The organism is Roseibium algae (assembly GCF_037783265.1).
In the GTDB taxonomy this organism is placed as follows: Bacteria; Pseudomonadota; Alphaproteobacteria; order Rhizobiales; family Stappiaceae; genus Roseibium; species Roseibium algae.
In genome coordinates this window covers 499774-519365 of sequence record NZ_JBAKIA010000004.1, presented here as the reverse complement: position 1 = coordinate 519365, position 19592 = coordinate 499774, and the positions used below count along the sequence as shown (strand labels likewise).

The window sequence follows — 19592 nt, the reverse complement described above, 5'->3', positions numbered from 1 at the left end:
AAACTTGGGCTTTTGTAACAAACCATCAGGCATTGCTTAAAGCGAAGCGCTCAAGTGTCTGGAATATCGCAGCGAATAGCCTCAAAAACAGACCTGAACATCTCGGTCGTCAAAACACCAGTATTGGTGTTGTAGCGAGAGCAATGATAGCTGTCGAACATCACAAGTTTGCCGACTCCCAACTCATGACGCGCACAATGCTTGAACGCGAATTGGGCGCGCCGCAGCCCCAGAGCTGACAGGAAAGTCTCATGTGCGATCCGGCCAAGAGCTAGAACGACCTTGACGCTCGGTGTCTTATCCAGAGTGGACAGCAAAAACGGTCTGCAAGACTTGATTTCAGGTCCGGTTGGCTTGTTCTGCGGTGGCAGGCAGCGAACCGCATTTGTGATGATGGCATCGCGCAACTCAAGACTGTCGTCCGGGCGCGCTTCATAGCGGCCAGTGGCAAAGCCGAAATGAATCATGGTTTCGTAGAGCAGATCACCAGCATAATCGCCGGTAAAGGGGCGACCAGTTCGGTTTGCCCCCTTCATCCCCGGAGCAAGACCGACAATCAAAAGCCGAGGGTCAGGCGCCGTAAAAGAAGGCACCGGCGCGTTAAACCAATCGGGATGCTGCCCGTTCAGCTCGTTGCGAAAGTCAACGAGCCGAGGGCAAACATCGCAATCGGATGGCGGATCGGTTGGAATATTGCCGATCATAAAGGTCTCTTAGTAGTCGTCGTCTTCATCGACATCGTCATGCACAGGCATAGCTGGGCGGACAGGACGTTCGGACGGGTCGCGACCAATTTTATTCGCAAGCGTTGACAGATCAATGAAGTGATCAGCCTGGCGACGAAGATCGTCAGCGATCATTGGCGGCTGTGTCTTGAGTGTCGACACAACGCTCACTTTACGGCCTTTACGCTGCAGAGCTTCGACCAGCGAGCGGAAATCTCCGTCACCGGAGAATAGAACGATATGGTCGACTGTCTCGACGATCTGCATGGCATCGACTGCCAGTTCGATGTCCATGTTGCCCTTGACCTTACGGCGACCGGAGGAGTCAACGAATTCTTTCACTGGCTTAGTCACGACTTTATAGCCGTTGTAGTCAAGCCAATCGATCAAAGGCCTAATGGAGGAGTACTCCTGATCTTCAATCAATGCTGTGTAGTAGTAGGCACGCAGTAGATATGCCTGCCCCTGAAATTCTTTCAGCAATCTTTTATAATCGATGTCAAAGCCGATGGCTTTTGCAGTCGAATAAAGATTCGCACCATCAATAAATAAAGCAACTTTCTCGCGTGCATCAAACATTCTCAAGGGAACCTTTCTTATTTTTCTAAAGCCTCCCGGAGAACGATCACGATGGCACAAGCAAACTATATAAGAATGCATGCCATGTGACCGGAATCACGCTGGACTTTCGATTGGCGGAGCCTTTTTAAAGTGGCCCTTCGCTTTATTTCCAAACCCGCACGGCCCAAATTTATTTGTTTTTAGCGACCGACACGGTGGCCCTACACCAATTTAACCTGAGCAAGCAATGCAAAACTAGCTCACCAAGACTATTCTACAGCCTTTTTGTGACCAAATCTTGCAATAACTACATTGCAGCTACCTCAGGGGTTGCTTTCGCGTTGGCTGAACATTATACGCTGAACACCTAGGTTCCCTAATTTATGGAGACGTCGTATGGCGCGCGTGACCGTCGAGGATTGCATCGACAAGGTCGAGAATCGCTTTGAGCTGGTACTTCTTGCTGCTCATCGCGCTCGCATGATCTCAAGCGGTTCGCCGCTAACACTGGACCGCGACAACGACAAAAACCCGGTTGTTGCCCTTCGTGAGATCGCTGAGCAGACCGTTAGCCCTGAAGACATGAAGGAAGATCTGATTCATTCCCTTCAGAAGTTCGTCGAAGTTGACGAGCCTGAGGCTGAAACAGTTCCGCTTGTTCCTTCAAATGCATCCCAGGCGCCACAGGTCAACAGTGTTGACGACAGTGCTGTCGAGTTTGATCACATTACAGAAGAAGATCTGTTGCGCGGCCTCGAAGGCCTTGTTCCACCAGAGCGCACAGACGACGTCTAATCGCAACATTTTGCGGTATCACAGGCGACCCCATCGGGTCGCCTGTTTTCATCGAGGGCAGCAGTCCTCTATCTTTCCCGGCTATCATGTGAGTCGGTTACGGCCATGATGCGGCAATACGAACTGGTCGAACGGGTAACGCGATATAACCCGGATGCGGACGAAGGCCTGTTGAACAAGGCCTATGTTTACGCAATGCAGAAGCACGGGGCTCAGATCCGCGCGTCTGGCGACCCTTATTTTTCCCATCCTCTCGAAGTCGCTGCGATCCTGACGGGTATGCATCTGGATGACGCGACAATTGCAGTCGCGCTGTTGCATGATACCATCGAGGATACCGACGCGACCCGTGCCGAAATCGACACGATTTTCGGCGAGGAGATAGGCAAACTGGTCGACGGGCTGACAAAAATCAGCCGTCTGGATCTTGTATCTCGAAAAGCCAAACAAGCCGAAAATTTCCGCAAGCTTCTTCTGGCAATCGCGGATGATGTGCGCGTACTTCTGGTGAAGCTCGCAGACCGCTTGCACAACATGCGTACGCTGCATCACATGCCGGAGCATAAGCGCAGCCGTATTGCAGAAGAAACAATGGACATTTATGCGCCGCTCGCCGGGCGTATGGGTATGCATGACATCCGCGAGGAACTTGAAGACATTGCCTTCAAAACCCTCAATCCGGATGCCTATGAAACGATTGCAGAGCGGTTGGCAAATCAACGTGCCAACAATGAAGGCCTGACGACACAGATCGAAAAGACCCTAACAGAACGCCTTGCCGAACGCGGTATGGCTGCCGTTGTCAAGGGCCGGGAAAAGCGCCCTTACTCCATCTTTCGCAAGATGCAACAGAAATCCCTCGGCTTTGAGCAACTGTCCGATATTTATGGCTTCCGCGTAACAGTGGGTACGCTTGAGGCATGCTATCGGGTACTCGGGGTGATTCACACGACTTGGCCCACAGTTCCGGGCCGGTTCAAGGACTATATTTCAACGCCGAAGCAAAACGACTATCGTTCTATTCACACGACTGTCGTTGGCCCGTCCCGCCAACGTGTGGAGCTGCAGATCAGAACGATCAACATGGATCGTGTGGCTGAACTCGGTATTGCTGCCCATGCGCTCTATAAAGACGGTGAGACAGGTGGCCGTAACATTGCCCGTCACACTGAAGATTGCCATGCATATGAATGGCTCCGCCGGACAATCGATCTGCTTGCCGAGGGCGACAATCCGGAAGAGTTTCTCGAAAACACCAAGCTGGAACTATTCCACGATCAGGTATTCTGTTTCACACCGAAAGGCCGCCTGATCGCATTGCCACGCGGAGCAACGCCCATTGACTTTGCCTATGCTGTTCATACCGGCATCGGCAACACCTGTGTTGGCTGCAAGCTGAATGGCAAGATCATGCCGCTGGTCACTGAACTGCGCAACGGCGATGAAGTCGACATCATTCGTTCCAAGGCGCAAACACCGCCCCCAGCCTGGGAGGCAATTGCCGTGACAGGCAAGGCCAGGGCTGCCATTCGACGGGCAACGCGCGAGTCTGTTCGCACTCAATATGGGGCTCTGGGCGAACACATCCTCAAACGCGCCTTTAACCGCGCTGACAAGATCTATTCAGAGGAATTGTTGCAGACCACTCTAGCCGACCACAATCAGGACAGTGTGGAAGACCTTTTGGCGGCCGTCGGACGCGGCGATATAGGCGCGCAGGTTGTCTTGACTTCGGCCCACCCCGATTATCAGGATACCCGTGTTGTTCAAACCAGCCCACTTCCTGAAGATGGCTGGTTCAAACTGGAAAAAGGCGCAGGCCTCAAATTCCGCATTCCTGCCAACGAACTCAACGCTTCGGTCAAGGCGGAAATGTCTGCTGATGATGAACAACATGGTCCGGCCTTGCCCATTCGCGGGCTCTCTGGGGATATCCCTGTGACGCTCGCCCCCAACGGTGGTGCAGTTCCTGGCGACCGGATTGTCGGGATCCTGACCACGTCAGATGGCCTGACGATCTACCCAATCCAGTCGCCTGCTCTTCAGGAATTCGACGATGATAACGAGCGCTGGATCGACGTACGCTGGGATATTGATGTAGATAACCAAGAACGCTTCCCAGCCAAGTTGTCTATTTCCGCTGTTAATGAACCAGGGTCACTGGCAGCCATTGCCCAGACCATCGGTGAGAACAGTGGAAACATAGATAATGTAAAAATGGGGAGAAAAGCATCTGATTTTCACCAGATGATCATTGATCTTGAGGTATGGGATCTGAAGCACCTGAATCGAATCATCAATCAACTTCGATCCAGGCCCAATGTTTCGAGCGTTACGCGTGTCAACGGGTGACGCTGAGCACGAGTTTCTGAGAGTAGCAGATGCTGTTTCGCCGCAGAATTAAGCCAACAAGGATAGAGCGTTTGCGTATTGCCGTCTGGCCGCGCAAAGGTTGGCTTCGATCTAGCCGCTACTATAGCAAACGGGTCCTGCGACTTACAGCCACACCTCATGCCATTGCAATTGGCTTTGCAGCCGGAACTTTTGCTTCTTTTACCCCGTTGATAGGCTTTCATTTTCTGATCGCTTTTGGCCTTGCCTACCTCGTGCGCGGCAATCTCATAGCCTCGGCACTTGGAACCTCGATAGGCAATCCGCTGACCTTTCCATTTATTTGGGCCGCGACCTATGAAATTGGCAGCTGGGTTTTGCATTCAGAACCCGCTGCAAGCACCCATCAGGTCCATGCGCAGTTTCAAGCACGCCTCCTGACCAAATCCATTGACGCTCTGCTGCCAATGCTCAAACCGATGCTCGTTGGAGCAATCCCTCTGGGCCTGATCGTTGCAACGGTGAGTTACTTTGTTGTTTTAAAAAGCGTTGAGGTTTATCAACTTCGCCGACGCATGACGCTGGCTAAAAGGCGCAGGGCAACGCCTAATTCTGGAAATGATACACCCGGAACAGCCGGAGATTAGAGTATTGCCAGCTCAATCCGGATCGTATGAAAGATGCATTCAGGCCGCGGTGGACACCTAAACCCAAAGGTTCCCAAGGTTTCCTCTATTTCTTAGACGAGTAACGGCAATTTTTCCTTGCCCGACTGCAATATAATTCGACGCAATCTAACAACGCTCTGAGACAACGACTGGACGGCTTATGATTATCGGTATTGGCAGTGACCTGATTGATATTCGTCGGATCGAAAAGACCTTGTTGCGTTTCGGAGATCGCTTCACCAATCGGGTTTTTACGGAAGTTGAACGAGCACGGTCCGACCGGCGCGCAGAGCGTGCAGCCTCCTATGCCAAGCGCTTTGCAGCCAAGGAAGCCTGCTCCAAAGCATTGGGAACAGGTCTCAGGATGGGGGTCGCATGGCGTGAGATGGGGGTTAAAAACCTACCTTCAGGTCAGCCAACCGTCGCTTTGACCGGGGGCGCCGCAAAGCGGTTGATTGCAATGACCCCCGATGGGTTCAAAGCCCGCATCGACCTCACGATCACTGATGACTATCCGCTGGCACAAGCTTTTGTGGTGATCACAGCCTGGCCAGCCGATTGGCCAGAAGCGCCCAAGCTGGACTGATCAGGATAAGCTGGTGCATTGCCACTGCGGTTCCAAGCGGATAAGAGTTTCGCGGGGCATCGTGGAAGTGACTTAAGCTGTAGGCAGAACTGCCAGCAGCCATCAACCAAGGGACGACAAGAGCGTGACGAAAAGCAAGACGGACAATGACGGTGGCCTGTTTGAAACGGTCAAGATCATCGTACAGGCTCTTCTGCTTGCGTTGGTGGTGAGAACTTTTCTGTTCCAGCCATTCAACATCCCATCCGGGTCAATGAAAGATACGCTCCTGATCGGCGATTATCTGTTCGTCTCCAAGTTCAGTTACGGCTACTCCCGCTTTTCATTCCCCTTTGGTCTTGGCCCTTTTTCTGGCCGGATTATGGGATCAGAGCCTGAGCGCGGTGATGTTACTGTCTTCAAGCTGCCCAAGGACAATTCGACCGATTACATCAAGCGTGTGATTGGTCTGCCTGGTGACCGCATTCAGGTTCGCGATGGCATTGTCTACATCAACGACGTCGCCGTCGAACGCGAGCGGATTGATGACTATATCGAAGACACAGGTTTTGGCGTCCGCAGGGTGGCTCGCTACAAGGAAACACTGCCAAACGGCGTCAGCTATGAAACGCTTGATTTGACCGAAACCGGCACCCTCGACAACACGCGCGTCTATGAAGTACCTGAAAACCACTATTTCATGATGGGCGACAACCGTGATAATTCCAGCGACAGCCGGGTCTTGTCCAATGTTGGCTATGTGCCTTATGAAAATCTGGTCGGCCGCGCTGAGATCCTATTTTTCTCTATCAAGGGCGGCCAACCTGCGTGGATGGTCTGGACATGGCCATGGAGCGTTCGCTGGGACCGTATTTTCAGAACGCTCTAGAGCATCCAGTATAACCTGTTTCAGCTTGTGCCCATAAGGACAAGGCTTTGATACAGGTCATGACCACACCAAGGACGCAGCTATGCGGCGCAATCAAAACGGCAATGCCCTGAGCGAGCTCAAGAAGCGCCTCGGGCATGACTTTTCCGACGACAGCCTTTTGGACGTCGCTCTGACACATGCAAGTGCACTGGATCCTTCAGAAAGCGTTGCAGGCAGTTACCAGCGTCTTGAGTTCCTGGGCGATCGTGTTCTTGGGCTTGTCGTTGCCACCATGCTACACCGGCACTTTCCGGCAGCTGATGAGGGTGAACTTGCCAGGCGCTTCAATCATATGGTCAAGCGCGAAACTTGCGCAGAGATTGCAATTGAGCTGAATATCGGCTCAGCCATGCGCATTGGACCGAGTGAAGCCCAGACGGGTGGCCGTAAAAAGACAGCTCTTTTGGCCGATATATGTGAGGCCGTCATCGCTGCTATTTACCTCGATGGAGGTTTTGAAGCTGCCGAGCAGTTCATAGGACGCCTTTGGCAGTCACGTATGGTATCCTTAAGCGGCCCCTTGCGTGATGCGAAGACAACCCTGCAGGAGTGGGCGCAGTCAAAAGGACTGCCGACACCTCGCTACGACGTCATCACCCGAGATGGCCCCGATCACGCGCCGATGTTTGTTGTCGGCGTGACCGTTCAGGGGCTGGCCCAGGGACAAGGGCGCGGCGGATCGAAACGCATTGCAGAACAAAGCGCGGCAGAAGCCGTATTACGCCGTGAAGGCGTTTGGAACGAATAGGACCTGACTTGAACGATCATATCGACCCAGATGATGGGAATTTCGACGACGACGACCTGCCGCAAAAGGCACCTCGCTTCGACATGCCCCTTCCAGATCTTGACCAATCTGTCGTGCCGAGTGATGCGCGCGCGGGCTTCGTTGCCCTGATTGGGGCGCCCAATGCCGGTAAATCCACGTTGATCAACCAGGTGGTGGGCACAAAGGTCTCTATCGTCACCCACAAGGTTCAGACCACCCGCACAATCGTTCGCGGGATCGCTATGCATGGAAAGTCACAGCTGGTTTTCGTTGACACGCCTGGCATTTTCGAGCCCAAGCGACGTTTGGACCGCGCCATGGTCAGCACTGCCTGGAGCGGAGCGCGTGACGCAGATGTGATCGCCCTTCTCATAGACGCACGCAAAGGTTTGACCGAGGAATCAGAGGCAATCCTGCAAAAGCTGGAAGGGATCAAAACCCCCAAAGTCCTGATCCTGAACAAGACCGATGTGGCCAATCGCGAAAAGCTTCTCAAGCTGGCCCAAAAGGCCAACGAGATGATCAGGTTCGACGAGACATTCATGGTATCTGCCGTCAATGGCGATGGCATCGATACCATTTTGGATTATTTCTCCAAGCAGGTTCCTGAAGGCCCTTGGCTGTATCCTGAAGACCAGCCGTCTGATCTTCCCCTACGGATCCTGGCGTCTGAAATCACCCGCGAAAAGCTGTTCGAACGGCTGCACCAAGAGCTGCCTTACATCTCAACTGTCGAGACCGAACGCTGGGAGACGCGCAAGGATGGCTCGGCCCGCATCGAACAGACCATCTATGTGGAGCGGGACAGCCAGAAGAGCATTGTGCTGGGTAAACGTGGCGCGACCATCAAGCAGATCTCCCAATCGGCAAGGCAGGAAATTGCTGAAATCATCGAAACTCCCGTGCACCTCTTTCTCTTTGTGAAGGTACGTGAAAACTGGGCCGATGATCCGGAGCGCTACCGCGAAATGGGTCTTGAATTCCACAAGTAAGACAATTTCAGATGTGCGAGCTTTAACTCCTCGTCAGCCTACGGAATCAGCTAGATTGTCGCCATGGAATGGACTGAGACCGGCGTCGTATTGAGCACACGCAAACACGGCGAAGCTGATGTGATCCTTGAGGTGATGACCGCAAAGCACGGTCGTCACCTTGGTCTGGTGCGTGGCGGTCGTTCCCGCCGCCGGCAGCCCGTGCTCCAACCTGGAAATGAAGTTTATCTCAGCTGGCGCGCGCGCCTCGCTGATCATCTGGGCGTGTTTGCGGTTGAATTAGCCAAGGCCAGGGCTGCAAACCTCATGACGTCGGCCCTCGGGCTGCATGGTGTTCAGCATCTTGCCAGCCTGGTCAGGCTGTTGCCTGAGCGCGATGCACATCAGAGTGTTCACAACGCATTAGAACTGCTTCTTGACCATCTGGATGACCCTGCGATCGCCGCACCGCTGCTGGTTCGCTTCGAACTTGAAATGCTGGCTGAACTCGGCTTTGGGCTGGACTTGGCCAAATGCGCTGCCACCGGTTCAACGGACGATCTTGCCTATGTATCGCCGAAGTCAGCACGCGCCGTCAGCCGTGAGGCCGGGCTTCCCTATCATGACAAGCTTCTGCCCCTACCATCATTTCTGGTAAACGGGCAACGGCAGCGTGGCAGCGAGATCAGCTACAAGGACATTCAGGACGGCTTTCAGCTAACCGCGTTCTTTTTGGAACGCAATGGCCCCACGAACAATGCATCTACACTGGATCTCAGATCCTCCATGATTGCTGCGCTTGAAAAGAGCTATCGCACGACCCAGCCATGGGACTTTTTTGACGACCCGCCTCTGTCAGGGTGATGGATCAGATACCAGCACTCAACCGAAATTGGCCATTGCCGTCGACTTTTGACTGTTGAGCCGTTCTCGGGCCTGCTCCGCAGGCATTGGCTTATAGCAATAATAGCCCTGAACCATGGATGCCCCGAGGTTTCGAACGACCTTGAATTCATCTTCTGTCTCGACGCCTTCGATGATGCACCCGATGCCCATGTCCCGACTAAGCTTGATCAGGGATTTTACGATGCCATAGCCCGTGGTTCCCTTTTGAATGCCCGTGACAAAGGAGCGGTCAATCTTGATCTTGTCGAGTGGAATGTTGTGAAGATACTTGAGGCTGGAAAACCCTGTACCGAAGTCATCAAGAGAAATCCGTGCACCAATCTTTTTCAACGCGAAGATGACGGTCAGAACCATATCGAAGTCACGGATCATTGCCGTTTCCGTAATTTCGAAATCAATCCGTGCAGGGTCGAAACCACTTTCTCTTATCAAACCAGCCAAGCGCGATGCATATTGCAGGGACCCTACATTCTTGGCCGACAGATTGAAGGACAAACGGATGTCTTTTGGCCAGAGCTCAGCATGGGCCAGAGCTTTCTTGAAAAGGATTTCGGTCAGTTTTTCGATGAAACCGCAGCGTTCGGCAACGCCAATAAAGACCTCAGGTGACAAAGAACCAAGACTCGGGTGATCCCATCGTGCCAGGGCTTCGCAGGCCAATATTCTATTTGTTTCAACACTCACAACGGGTTGAAAGTGAACGGAAATCTGACTGGCAAAATCAGAAGCGTAGAAGCCTTGTTCAATCTTACGAGTTCGCCATATTTCGCTTTCATGCTCGGCACCGTACAACTGAGCCGTTCCCGGATTGTTTTTCTTGGCCCGGTACAACGCATAATCGGCCATCTCATAGAGTTTGTTGCCAGTGCAACATTCCTCAGGTTTGCTGGCAAAACCGATTGATCCACCGATCACGAGAACCGTTTCAAGATATTCAAAGGGAACCTGCAACATGGAGCAGATCTTATCTCCGAGGTCCTGTACCCTCTGATCGTTCTCTGCATTGCGCAACAGGAGGCCGAATTCATCTCCGCCGAGCCTAGCCAGATAGACCTCATCGGCACAAACTGATGCGAGCCTGGTCCCAACTTCCCTGAGCAGTTGATCCCCCACACTGTGCCCATAGATGTCATTCACGGCCTTAAAGCCATCCAGATCAAGCAGCCCAACGGTGACAGTGCCGCATTGAGACGCATCTTCAGCCAGAAACTCTTCAAGCTTTGCATAGAAACTGCGCCGATTGGGCAAGTCGGTCAGGCTATCCAGATTGGCCAACTGGAAATTGTCATCACTCAGCCGTTGCGTCTCTTCCTGTTTTTTGACCAGTTCTTTTTGCTGCTGCAAGAGTGTCTTTCTCGAGGCAATCAGATCTTCAAAATCGCGGTAACTTACCCAGAGGATCACAAGGATGGCCGAAGAAACAAGCAGAACATTGAGAGCCTTGGCAGCAAGAACCGTGTTGCCGGATGTCACCACAACAAAAAGCAATGCAATGTTGGCAATGACTGTAACGCCCAATGCGGCAAAGCGGACATGCATGAGGCAGAACATGCAGCCGGTTAAGGTGATCCCTAAAAAAAAGACGACATGCCCCTGTGCATAAGCATTTCCATAGGGAAAGAGCACAACAGCCCAGCACGCGAAGCAACCAGCCAACAGAACCGCAACAAGATTGGTTCTTCCCAGGTCCCTTATAATGTGCTGCAGCGACGGGTTAGCATCCCGTAGATTCCACCAGCCATACATGCGTATTATCGCAACGACTGTGAGCACGATCGGAAGATATATGGTCAAATAAACTGGTGCAGTGTCAAAGAATGAAAGCGCCAACGCCCAGGCATTAATAAGTGTCACGAAATACAATAGCGGTATTTGTCTTGCGCTGGCCCTATGCTGAGCCACAAGCAGATCTGGATTATCTTTTGGAATGGTTAAACTGTGTAAAATCTTCACTGAATTTCACTTCAATTCATGAGCCTAAATTCGAATGATATTTCTGCAACAATGCCAATTTGACTTAAGGTAATTTATTTAAAATTAAATTGAGGCATGCGACCGGCAAAAAATTCCCACACACGAAAACAAGCATGCTGCGCCACTGCACCAAAGCCGCATCACTTCATATACAGGCCGCACTCCCGCGTCTGGAAGACTTGCAAAACGGGGAAAACCTGCGACTTCACAAGACATATCCAACTGTGAAGATTGTGTTGTCGCTCAAGACGGGTTACCTCCTGTTACATGGGAAAAGAGTTGATACCGCCGAGTGAAATTGAAGGCATTGATCTTCGTGAAGCGCTGGAAGAGCGCTATCTGGCCTATGCGCTGTCGACCATCATGCACCGCGCGCTGCCCGATGTTCGCGATGGGCTAAAGCCGGTTCATCGCCGATTGCTCTATGCCATGCGCCTGCTGAAACTCGACCCGGGTTCCGGGTTCAAGAAATGTGCCCGTGTCGTCGGCGACGTGATTGGTAAGTATCACCCACACGGTGATCAGTCTGTCTACGACGCCTTGGTGCGCCTCGCCCAGGATTTCGCGCAACGCTATCCGCTAATTGACGGTCAGGGCAACTTCGGTAATGTCGATGGCGATGGCGCAGCTGCCATGCGTTATACTGAATCGCGCATGACAGACACGGCCAAGCGGCTGCTCGACGGATTGGACGAGGATTCCGTCGATTTTCGCGAGACTTATGACGGTGAGGACAAGGAGCCCATCGTTCTGCCTTCAGGCTTTCCAAACCTGCTGGCCAATGGGTCCGCGGGCATTGCCGTTGGCATGGCGACTTCGATCCCGCCGCACAATGCCTTTGAGCTGTGCGAAGCTTCCCAGCACATGATCAAGAACCCGGATTGCGATGCTGAAGAGCTGCTGCAATTCATCAAAGGGCCGGATTTCCCAACTGGCGGCATTTTGGTGACGGACAAAGGCGCGACCCGCGAAGCTTATCTGGCTGGGCGTGGCAGCTTCCGAGTTCGCTCCCGATGGGAACGCGAAGATCTGGACCGTGGTCAGTGGCAGATCGTCATCACAGAAATTCCCTATCAGGTTCAAAAATCGCGCCTGATTGAGAAAATAGCAGAGCTTCTGATTGCCAAGAAGTTGCCTCTGTTGGACGATATTCGCGATGAGAGCGCAGAAGACGTACGCGTTGTTCTGATCCCGCGCTCCCGCAATGTTGACCCGGCGATCCTGATGGAAAGCCTGTTCAAGCTGACAGATCTGGAAAATCGCTTTTCCCTGAATATGAACGTCTTGTCCAAGGGCAAGGTGCCCATGGTGATGGGCGTCAAGCAGGTGCTGCGCGAGTGGCTTGATCACCGTAAGGAAGTTCTGGTTCGGCGATCAGAATTCCGGCTTGGCCAGATCAACCACCGACTTGAAGTTCTTGCCGGCTATCTGGTCGCCTACCTCAATCTGGATGAAGTGATCCGCATCATCCGCGAGGAAGACAATGCGAAGGCGGAGTTGATCCGCACGTTCGAACTGACAGATGTTCAAGCTGAAGCCATCTTGAACATGCGTTTGCGCTCCTTGCGCAAGCTGGAAGAACTGGAAATCCGCAAAGAGCATGAAAAGCTGACTTTGGAAAAAGACGCGCTGCTCAAACTGCTAGGGTCGGATACGCGTCAGTGGACGAGGATCAACAAGGAAGTCGGCGAAATCGCCAAGGCTTACGGACCAGATACCGAGATTGGCAAGCGCCGAACCGGATTTGCCGATGCTCCTGCCCATGACATCTTAGATATCCAACAGGCCATGATTGAAAAAGAACCGATCACGGTCATCGTCTCCGACAAGGGCTGGATCCGTACACTGAAAGGGCATCAGGCTGAGCTTAACAACCTGACCTTTAAGCAGGATGACAAGCTCAAATTCTCCTTCCATGCAGAGACAACAGACAAGGTCCTGTTGTTCACGACAGGTGGCAAGTTCTTCACGCTGGCTGCCGACCGGCTACCGGGTGGGCGTGGCCATGGCGAGCCTGTCCGTCTCATGGTGGAATTGGATGAATCCCAGGATATTGTCAGCGCCTTCGTCCACAAACCTGGACGGGAGCTGCTGGTCGCCAGCAATGAAGCACGTGGCTTTATCGTAAGTGAAAATGACGTGATCGCCAACACGCGAAAAGGCAAGCAGGTGCTCAACCTGTCAGCCCCAGCTGAAGCGACATTGTGTGTTGAAGCATCCGGTAACCAGGTCGCTGTAATTGGCCAGAATCGCAAGCTTCTGGTTTTCCCACGCGCGCAAATCACCAAAATGACCCGAGGAACCGGCGTACGCCTTCAGCGGTATAAAGACGGTGATCTGTCCGATATCAGCATATTCAACGGCGAAGAAGGCCTGACCTGGACTGATAGTTCCGGACGCACGTTCAACCGCTCGATGGCAGATCTGGCAGAATGGTGCGGCGAGCGCGGTCAGGCCGGACGCCTGCCACCAACCGGCTTCCCCCGGACCAATAAATTTGGAAAAAAAGCGCTTTAGATCATGAACCTCAAGCGAGTCTCATGATAAATATTTAAGATAGCAAGCGTCCTTTTGAACACAGACGCTGCCAATTTCCGGGTGTCATGCCATAGGTCCGTTTGAAATGCCGTGTCATGTGGCTTTGATCGGCAAATCCACCGGTTGCGGCTGCGGATGCCAAACACTCTCCGTCTACGATTGCAAGTTTCACCCGGTCCAGCCGCCGCATCACCTGATACCTATGCGGGCTCGTTCCGAATGCTTGTCGGAACTGCCGTGCAAGCGAAAAGCGGTCCATGTTTGCAATGGCTTCCAATTGAACTGAAGACACGGCATCTTCTGCGTTCTCTCGTAAATATTCTCGACAAGCAGTCACGGCTTTCCAATCGAGTGTGTCCCCAACAGCGCCTCTTTCTGGAATATCAGAATGACGTTTCAGGCCGCAGGCCAAGTCGCTGAGAAAACTATCCAGCTTGAGCGCGCCTATTTCCTGATCAAGATCCTCAAAGACATCGATGAGGCAGCGCTGGAAATACGAATCCTCCACAACAGGTGTCGGGACAAACGGCAGGCCTGAGCCAGGTCGCCCACATGATTGCGTAATCTGTTCGGGCTGAATGTAAATCATCCGATATCGCAACCCAAGGTCCGTTCCAGCACCTCCATCATGCACCTCATCTGGATGTAGCACGATGATTTGTCCGGGCATAGAGAACCGCGTTTCCCCTCGATAGCTGAAGGTTTGAACCCCGCCAAGGGTCAGACCGATTGCGTAAGTGTCGTGGCGATGCGGGGCAAATCCATTGCCGTGGAACTGAGCTTCGATCCGCTCGACACCGGTTTCTGGCGGCGCAAAGCGGATCCCGTCGCTCTGAGCACTGCACGAACATTCAAGACAGTCATCTGCCTTCGACCTTAGGGTCCGGTTGTTCTCAACCACCTGCAACCCACGCATGGAATTATCACTCATGTTCGAAACCAAATTTGTCATTGTTGTTCGAGAAGATCTTGCCACTTGGCAGAAACTGAATGTCACAGCCTTTCTCTCAACCGGGATCGCCGCCAGTAAACCGGATATCATCGGCGAGACCTACCGCAACGCCTCTGGCCATGTCTACCATCCGATGAGCGTTCAACCCATCATCATCCTGAGTGCCACCAGTGAGAAACTGGCGAGCATCCACCGGCGGGCGCTAGAGCGCGATGTTCAAACCTCGCTGTATATTGAGGAGATGTTCTCAACTGGACATGATGAGGCAAACCGTGCTGTCTTTTCAAGGTTCACACCGGATGACGCCAAAGTCGTCGGGCTTGCTTTTCATACAGACAGGAAAATTGCTGACAAGATAAGCAAAGGCGCGCGTATGCACGCCTGATACATAATCCATTCTTTTCACTCGACGTTAGAGCCCGTCTTGTCCATTCTGCTCAGAAAGCTTTCCAAAGACTTCGGGGGAATCAATGATCGGCAATTTTGCGTTTAATACCAGCGGCAGGATCCTTTTTGAAAACGGAGCTGCAGAACGCATCAGCACATCAGGTGCGCCATTTCTTGGGGCCCGACCATTCGTTGTCACAGACAAGGGTATTATCAACGCCGGCCTCCTGGATAACTGCCTGACAGACATCAAGAAAAACGGCCATGAGATCGATCTGTTCTCTAATGTGACCGCTGATCCGCCTCTCGCCCTCGTTCAGGAAGCTGTCGATGCAGCCAGGCAACATGGTGCCTCGTCCGTGCTCGGGTTTGGTGGCGGCTCTTCACTTGATGTTGCCAAGATTGTTGCACTTCTGCTTGGCAGCAATGAAGACCTTGAAGGCGCATGGGGTATCGGCAATGCCAAGGGCCCAAGATTGCCGCTCATTCTCGTCCCCACCACCTCAGGCACCGGATCAGAAGTCACACCAATTTCAATCATAACCGTTGGAGAGGATGAAAAACGCGGCGTCGTATCTCCATTTCTCCTGCCCGATCTGGCAGTTCTTGACCCCAAGCTCACCCTCGGCCTGCCGGCCCATGTCACTGCGGCGACTGGCGTTGACGCCATGGTGCATGCCATAGAGGCCTATGCCTCAAAGAGTACCAACAACAATCCTGTGTCCCGGACACTCGCTGTTGAAGCGCTGAAACTCATCGGCACGAATATCGAGACCGCCGTTTTCGAACCGAGAAATGAGGCAGCGCGCGGTGCTATGCTGCTTGGTTCCATGCTGGCTGGCATGGCTTTCGCCAACTCACCGGTTGCGGCTGTTCATGCACTCGCCTACCCGATTGGCGGCACGTTTCATGTACCACATGGGCTGTCCAATGCATTGGTTCTCCCACATGTTCTACGTTTTAATGCAATCGAGGCCACATCTGTCTATGCAGAGCTTGCCCCCCAGATATTCCCGGAACTGGCCATGTTCAAAGACAAACCGGATCGGGCTGCTGCTCTTGCTGACGAACTTGGTCGCTTGACTGAACGCCTGGGCCTTCAAACAACCCTTCGGGAAGTGGGGATTACGGCCGATGATCTGCCTAAGATGGCCCGCGATGCGATGAAGCAAACCAGACTGCTGGTGAACAACCCAAGACCCATTTGTGAAGACGATGCTCTGGCAATCTATCAGGCAGCTCTATGACGGACGAGATTTCTGAAAGCCAAGCCTCAATAAGGCCTGTTCCAAAAAACCGTGATGCATTCCCAGCCTTCCGTCAAATCGCCACGCGTTGGATGGATGTAGACGTCTATGGACACGTCAACAACGTTCATTACCTCAGCTTCTTTGATACGGCCGTGAACGCTTGGAATATCGAGAAGGGTCTACTCGACTCAGCAACCTCAAGTGAGATCTTCCTGGTGGTGGAGACAGGGTGCCATTATTTTGCTGAACTTGTCTTTCCAGAGACCATAGATGTCGGCTTATCAATCTCGAAAATTGGCTCATCTTCGGTTGTTTATGAAATTGGGTTGTTCAAACCAGGTATGGAGAGCGCCGCCGCTCAAGGACGTTTCGTGCATGTTTTGACTGACAGGACCACACGCCGACCTGTACAGCTAAGCGCTGAAATGTGCGCAGCCCTGGAGCTGTTGATAACTTGAAGCTAAATTAATCCCAGTTGAATGGCCCTACTTCAGCTGAGACTGATAAATTCATTCGATATATGAATGCGATAGGCTAATTTCGCCCGTTCAGACTGACCACAAGACAATCAAAATCAGCTGAAAATACTCGAAGCTCTGCCTGTGGATAGATCTGGTTTCCCAGCAAATCTATCCACAAACTCCCCACAGACGACACACAGCTTATCCTTGGTTCTTCATGATCCGGGATTTCTCGCGATCCCAGTCCCGTTTTTTCTCGGTATTGCGCTTGTCGTGCAGCTTCTTACCCCGGGCGACAGCCAACTCAAGCTTCGCCCTGCCCTTGTCGTTAAAATAGAGCTTCAGCGGAACAATTGTCTTACCGTCTTTTTGAATAGCGCTGGCAAACTTGCCAATTTCACGCTTATGCAGAAGGACTTTCCGCGGACGACGCGTCTCATGGTTGAACCGATTGGCCTGCAGGTATTCTGGAATATAGACGTTGTAGATCCAGATCTCGCCGTTGTGCTCGGCTGCATAAGAGTCACCGATGTTGGCCTTGCCGGTGCGCAAGGATTTCACCTCTGTTCCCTTTAGCTCGATACCCGCTTCCAGCGTGTCTTCAATCTCGAAATTGAAACGGGCCTTCCGATTGTCGGAGATAATCTTCTGACCTGGTATCCCTCCGCGTTTGGGAGCCATATTCCTAATCCTTATAAGGCTGGCCCCGGCAATATCACCGGGGCCAATCTATTCGTTCAAATAAATTCCCGCGATCAGTTGATCAGGCCAGCATGTACCATGGCCGCCTTGATGAGGCCTTGCGTTGGTTCAGACACCGGTACCATTGGCAAACGGACTTCATTGTCCAGCTTGCCGAGCAGCGACAGCGCGTATTTCGATCCAGCCGGGTTCGGTTCGATGAACAGCGCCTGATGCAGGGGTGTCAGCCGGTCCTGAATGGTCAGGGCCTTTACGAAATCACCAGCCTGACAAGCAGCCTGGAACTCAGCACACAATTTAGGCGCCACATTCGCCGTGACAGAAATACACCCCGTGCCGCCATGCGCATTGAACCCAAGAGCGGTGATGTCCTCACCGGACAACTGCACAAAATCAGGACCACACAGATGGCGTTGTAGGCTCGCCTTTGCAAGGTTGGCGGTCGCATCCTTCACGCCAACTACATTCTTGCATGTCTTGTAGAGCTCGGCCATCGTCTCCGGTGTCATGTCGATGATGGATCGGCCTGGAATATTGTAGATGTAAATCGGAATTCCAACGGCCTCATCAATCGCACGGTAATGTGCTTTCAAACCAGCCTGATTTGGCTTATTGTAATAAGGCGTTACCACAAGGATCGCATCCGCCCCTGCCTTCTCGGCGAATTTTGCCAGATCAATGGCTTCAACCGTGTTGTTGGAGCCTGCCCCTGCCATGACGGGAACCCGCCCGCCCGCAGCTTCAACGCAGAGTTCGACAATGCGCTTGTGCTCATCATGAGACAAGGTCGGGCTTTCACCGGTCGTGCCAACAGGAACAAGGCCATTGCTGCCCTGTTTTATCTGCCAGTCAACAAAGTCCTGAAACCGTTTCTCATCAAGCGCTCCGTTTGAGAACGGGGTAATCAGCGCTGGAATCGATCCCTTGAACATTTCCGGTTTCCTCAATCGATGTAATGACAACGCCTGAGCGAACGCCCAGACGGACCGGCACCATAATAGCCTGCCCGCGCCGGGGCAATGCCAAACCCTTTAGCCCTCTGAGTTCTTAGGCAATCTGTGGCCCGGATGTCGATCTGGCGGTAGCCAATGGCGTTCAGGTCTCCTACGATTTGCTTCATGCTACGCATATCACTCAAGGAATAGATTTCATGAACCAGCCAAGCGGGCCAACTTCTCCTCCTGCTGACGCACATCTTCCTGGCTGCGCAAGCCGCTTCACCTGGATCAGCCGGAATGGATTAACCCTCTCGGGAACCGAGTGGTGCCCTCCGGCAAGCATGAGCAAGCCAGAGTTTCCACCCGTCCTCTGCCTGGCTGGATTGTCTCGAAACTCAAGGGATTTCAACAGCATTGCAGACTATCTTCAAGCCAGGGGCCAACGCGTCATCGCGCTCGACTACCGTGGTCGTGGGCAGAGTGACTGGGATGCAGACTGGCAGAATTATTCTATTCCTGTTGAAGGGCAAGATATTGATGATGCCCTGGAGCAACTCGAAATCGATCGGTTTTCGATCCTTGGAACCTCACGCGGCGGACTGCATGCCATGGCAATGGCCGCGCGGTTTGGCTCAGAGCGGATCTCAGGGATTGTCTTGAATGACATCGGGCCGCATATCGAGATCGATTCGATTGGCCGCCTTGCCGCAACAATCGGCAAAACAATGCACTTCGCGGATAAAGGTGCATGTGCAGAACATCTGAAGGCAGGCCTTGGGCGACAATTTCCGGCACTAAAGGGTGAAGACTGGGTCCGGTTTGCCGGTCAGCTTGGCTCAGCCTCTCAAGATAGTGCATCACCTAAAGGCTTCACCCTCGATTATGATCCTGAGCTTGGAAAAACGCTCGCTGTGATGGACGAAGGTGCAGAGTTGCCGGATCTCTGGCCATTGTTTGAAACCATGTTGCCAATCCCGCTGCTGATCCTACGCGGGGAGCACTCTGATCTTCTGAGCAAGGAGACATGCAAGAAGATGCTTGCTCTTCATCCGCGCGCTGATCTCATGACCGTGCCCGGAGAAGGCCATGCCCCACTCTTGTGGGATCTACCGGTTCAGGAAAAAGTCGGCCTGTTTCTCAAGCCATAATTTTGCGAAAACCGGGCATC

The 19592-nt window shown here is 52.8% G+C and carries 20 protein-coding genes; 13 read left to right on the top strand and 7 right to left on the bottom strand.

Annotation, left to right across the window (positions count from 1 at the left end):
- Positions 1–50 precede the first annotated feature (50 nt).
- Together V6575_RS08765 and V6575_RS08760 are read right to left on the bottom strand one after the other, a co-directional pair.
- Positions 51–704 (bottom strand): uracil-DNA glycosylase, encoded by a 654-nt coding sequence (locus V6575_RS08765; protein ID WP_340273890.1) that lies wholly within the window; start codon positions 702–704, stop codon positions 51–53.
- Positions 705–713: 9 nt separating this feature from the next.
- Positions 714–1304, bottom strand: coding sequence for a LabA-like NYN domain-containing protein (locus V6575_RS08760; protein ID WP_340273889.1), 591 nt, complete (start codon positions 1302–1304; stop codon positions 714–716).
- 378 nt (positions 1305–1682) lie between these two features.
- On the opposite strand from V6575_RS08760, the gene rpoZ reads away from it, so the two are divergent.
- The 8 genes from rpoZ to recO all read left to right on the top strand — a co-directional run bounded on the left by rpoZ (position 1683) and on the right by recO (position 9180).
- Positions 1683–2081 (top strand): DNA-directed RNA polymerase subunit omega, encoded by a 399-nt coding sequence (gene rpoZ / locus V6575_RS08755; RefSeq protein ID WP_340273887.1) that lies wholly within the window; start codon positions 1683–1685, stop codon positions 2079–2081.
- A 105-nt stretch (positions 2082–2186) separates the two neighbouring features.
- Positions 2187–4433: a RelA/SpoT family protein gene (locus tag V6575_RS08750; protein ID WP_340273886.1), complete on the top strand. Its 2247-nt coding sequence runs from the start codon at positions 2187–2189 to the stop codon at positions 4431–4433.
- 29 nt (positions 4434–4462) lie between these two features.
- Entirely contained in the window at positions 4463–5059 is a 597-nt protein-coding gene (locus tag V6575_RS08745; RefSeq protein ID WP_422785544.1) for a DUF2062 domain-containing protein, read from the top strand.
- A 181-nt stretch (positions 5060–5240) separates the two neighbouring features.
- Complete coding sequence (gene acpS, locus V6575_RS08740; RefSeq protein ID WP_340273884.1) at positions 5241–5666, top strand: holo-ACP synthase; 426 nt, start codon at positions 5241–5243, stop codon at positions 5664–5666.
- A gap of 124 nt (positions 5667–5790) precedes the next feature.
- Positions 5791–6534: a signal peptidase I gene (gene lepB, locus V6575_RS08735; protein WP_340273883.1), complete on the top strand. Its 744-nt coding sequence runs from the start codon at positions 5791–5793 to the stop codon at positions 6532–6534.
- A gap of 82 nt (positions 6535–6616) precedes the next feature.
- A complete protein-coding gene (rnc, locus tag V6575_RS08730) occupies positions 6617–7324 on the top strand; it encodes a ribonuclease III (protein WP_340273882.1) in 708 nt (235 codons plus the stop codon).
- An 83-nt stretch (positions 7325–7407) separates the two neighbouring features.
- A complete protein-coding gene (gene era, locus V6575_RS08725; protein WP_340273956.1) occupies positions 7408–8337 on the top strand; it encodes a GTPase Era in 930 nt (309 codons plus the stop codon).
- A 63-nt stretch (positions 8338–8400) separates the two neighbouring features.
- Positions 8401–9180, top strand: a complete 780-nt coding sequence (gene recO, locus V6575_RS08720) for a DNA repair protein RecO (RefSeq protein WP_340273881.1) — start codon at positions 8401–8403, stop codon at positions 9178–9180.
- 18 nt (positions 9181–9198) lie between these two features.
- On the opposite strand, the gene V6575_RS08715 is transcribed toward recO, so the two are convergent.
- Positions 9199–11016: a putative bifunctional diguanylate cyclase/phosphodiesterase gene (locus tag V6575_RS08715; protein WP_340273880.1), complete on the bottom strand. Its 1818-nt coding sequence runs from the start codon at positions 11014–11016 to the stop codon at positions 9199–9201.
- A gap of 447 nt (positions 11017–11463) precedes the next feature.
- Here V6575_RS08715 and parC point away from each other — a divergent pair, with 447 nt between their 5' ends.
- The gene (gene parC, locus V6575_RS08710) at positions 11464–13713 is read left to right on the top strand and encodes a DNA topoisomerase IV subunit A (RefSeq protein ID WP_340273879.1); all 2250 of its coding nucleotides are present in this window, start codon (positions 11464–11466) and stop codon (positions 13711–13713) included.
- 34 nt (positions 13714–13747) lie between these two features.
- On the opposite strand, the gene V6575_RS08705 is transcribed toward parC, so the two are convergent.
- Complete coding sequence (locus tag V6575_RS08705; protein ID WP_340273878.1) at positions 13748–14665, bottom strand: AraC family transcriptional regulator; 918 nt, start codon at positions 14663–14665, stop codon at positions 13748–13750.
- Here V6575_RS08705 and V6575_RS08700 point away from each other — a divergent pair.
- The 3 genes from V6575_RS08700 (at position 14664) to V6575_RS08690 (ending at position 16781) form a co-directional block, all read left to right on the top strand.
- Complete coding sequence (locus V6575_RS08700; protein ID WP_340273877.1) at positions 14664–15071, top strand: DUF2000 family protein; 408 nt, start codon at positions 14664–14666, stop codon at positions 15069–15071. The genes V6575_RS08705 and V6575_RS08700 overlap by 2 nt on opposite strands.
- A gap of 85 nt (positions 15072–15156) precedes the next feature.
- Complete coding sequence (locus V6575_RS08695) at positions 15157–16320, top strand: iron-containing alcohol dehydrogenase (RefSeq protein WP_340273876.1); 1164 nt, start codon at positions 15157–15159, stop codon at positions 16318–16320.
- Positions 16317–16781, top strand: a complete 465-nt coding sequence (locus tag V6575_RS08690; RefSeq protein ID WP_340273875.1) for an acyl-CoA thioesterase — start codon at positions 16317–16319, stop codon at positions 16779–16781. The genes V6575_RS08695 and V6575_RS08690 overlap by 4 nt, the downstream gene beginning before the upstream one ends.
- A 204-nt stretch (positions 16782–16985) precedes the next feature.
- Here the strand turns inward: V6575_RS08690 and smpB are convergent, their stop codons facing one another.
- The 3 genes from smpB to V6575_RS08675 all read right to left on the bottom strand — a co-directional run bounded on the left by smpB (position 16986) and on the right by V6575_RS08675 (position 18606).
- Entirely contained in the window at positions 16986–17465 is a 480-nt protein-coding gene (gene smpB, locus V6575_RS08685; protein WP_340273874.1) for an SsrA-binding protein SmpB, read from the bottom strand.
- Positions 17466–17539: 74 nt separating this feature from the next.
- Entirely contained in the window at positions 17540–18418 is an 879-nt protein-coding gene (gene dapA / locus V6575_RS08680) for a 4-hydroxy-tetrahydrodipicolinate synthase (RefSeq protein WP_340273873.1), read from the bottom strand.
- Between the two features lie 11 nt (positions 18419–18429).
- Positions 18430–18606: a hypothetical protein gene (locus tag V6575_RS08675; RefSeq protein WP_340273872.1), complete on the bottom strand. Its 177-nt coding sequence runs from the start codon at positions 18604–18606 to the stop codon at positions 18430–18432.
- A 30-nt stretch (positions 18607–18636) separates the two neighbouring features.
- Between V6575_RS08675 and V6575_RS08670 the strand changes: the two genes are divergently transcribed.
- Entirely contained in the window at positions 18637–19572 is a 936-nt protein-coding gene (locus V6575_RS08670; protein ID WP_340273871.1) for an alpha/beta fold hydrolase, read from the top strand.
- Positions 19573–19592: the final 20 nt, after the last annotated feature.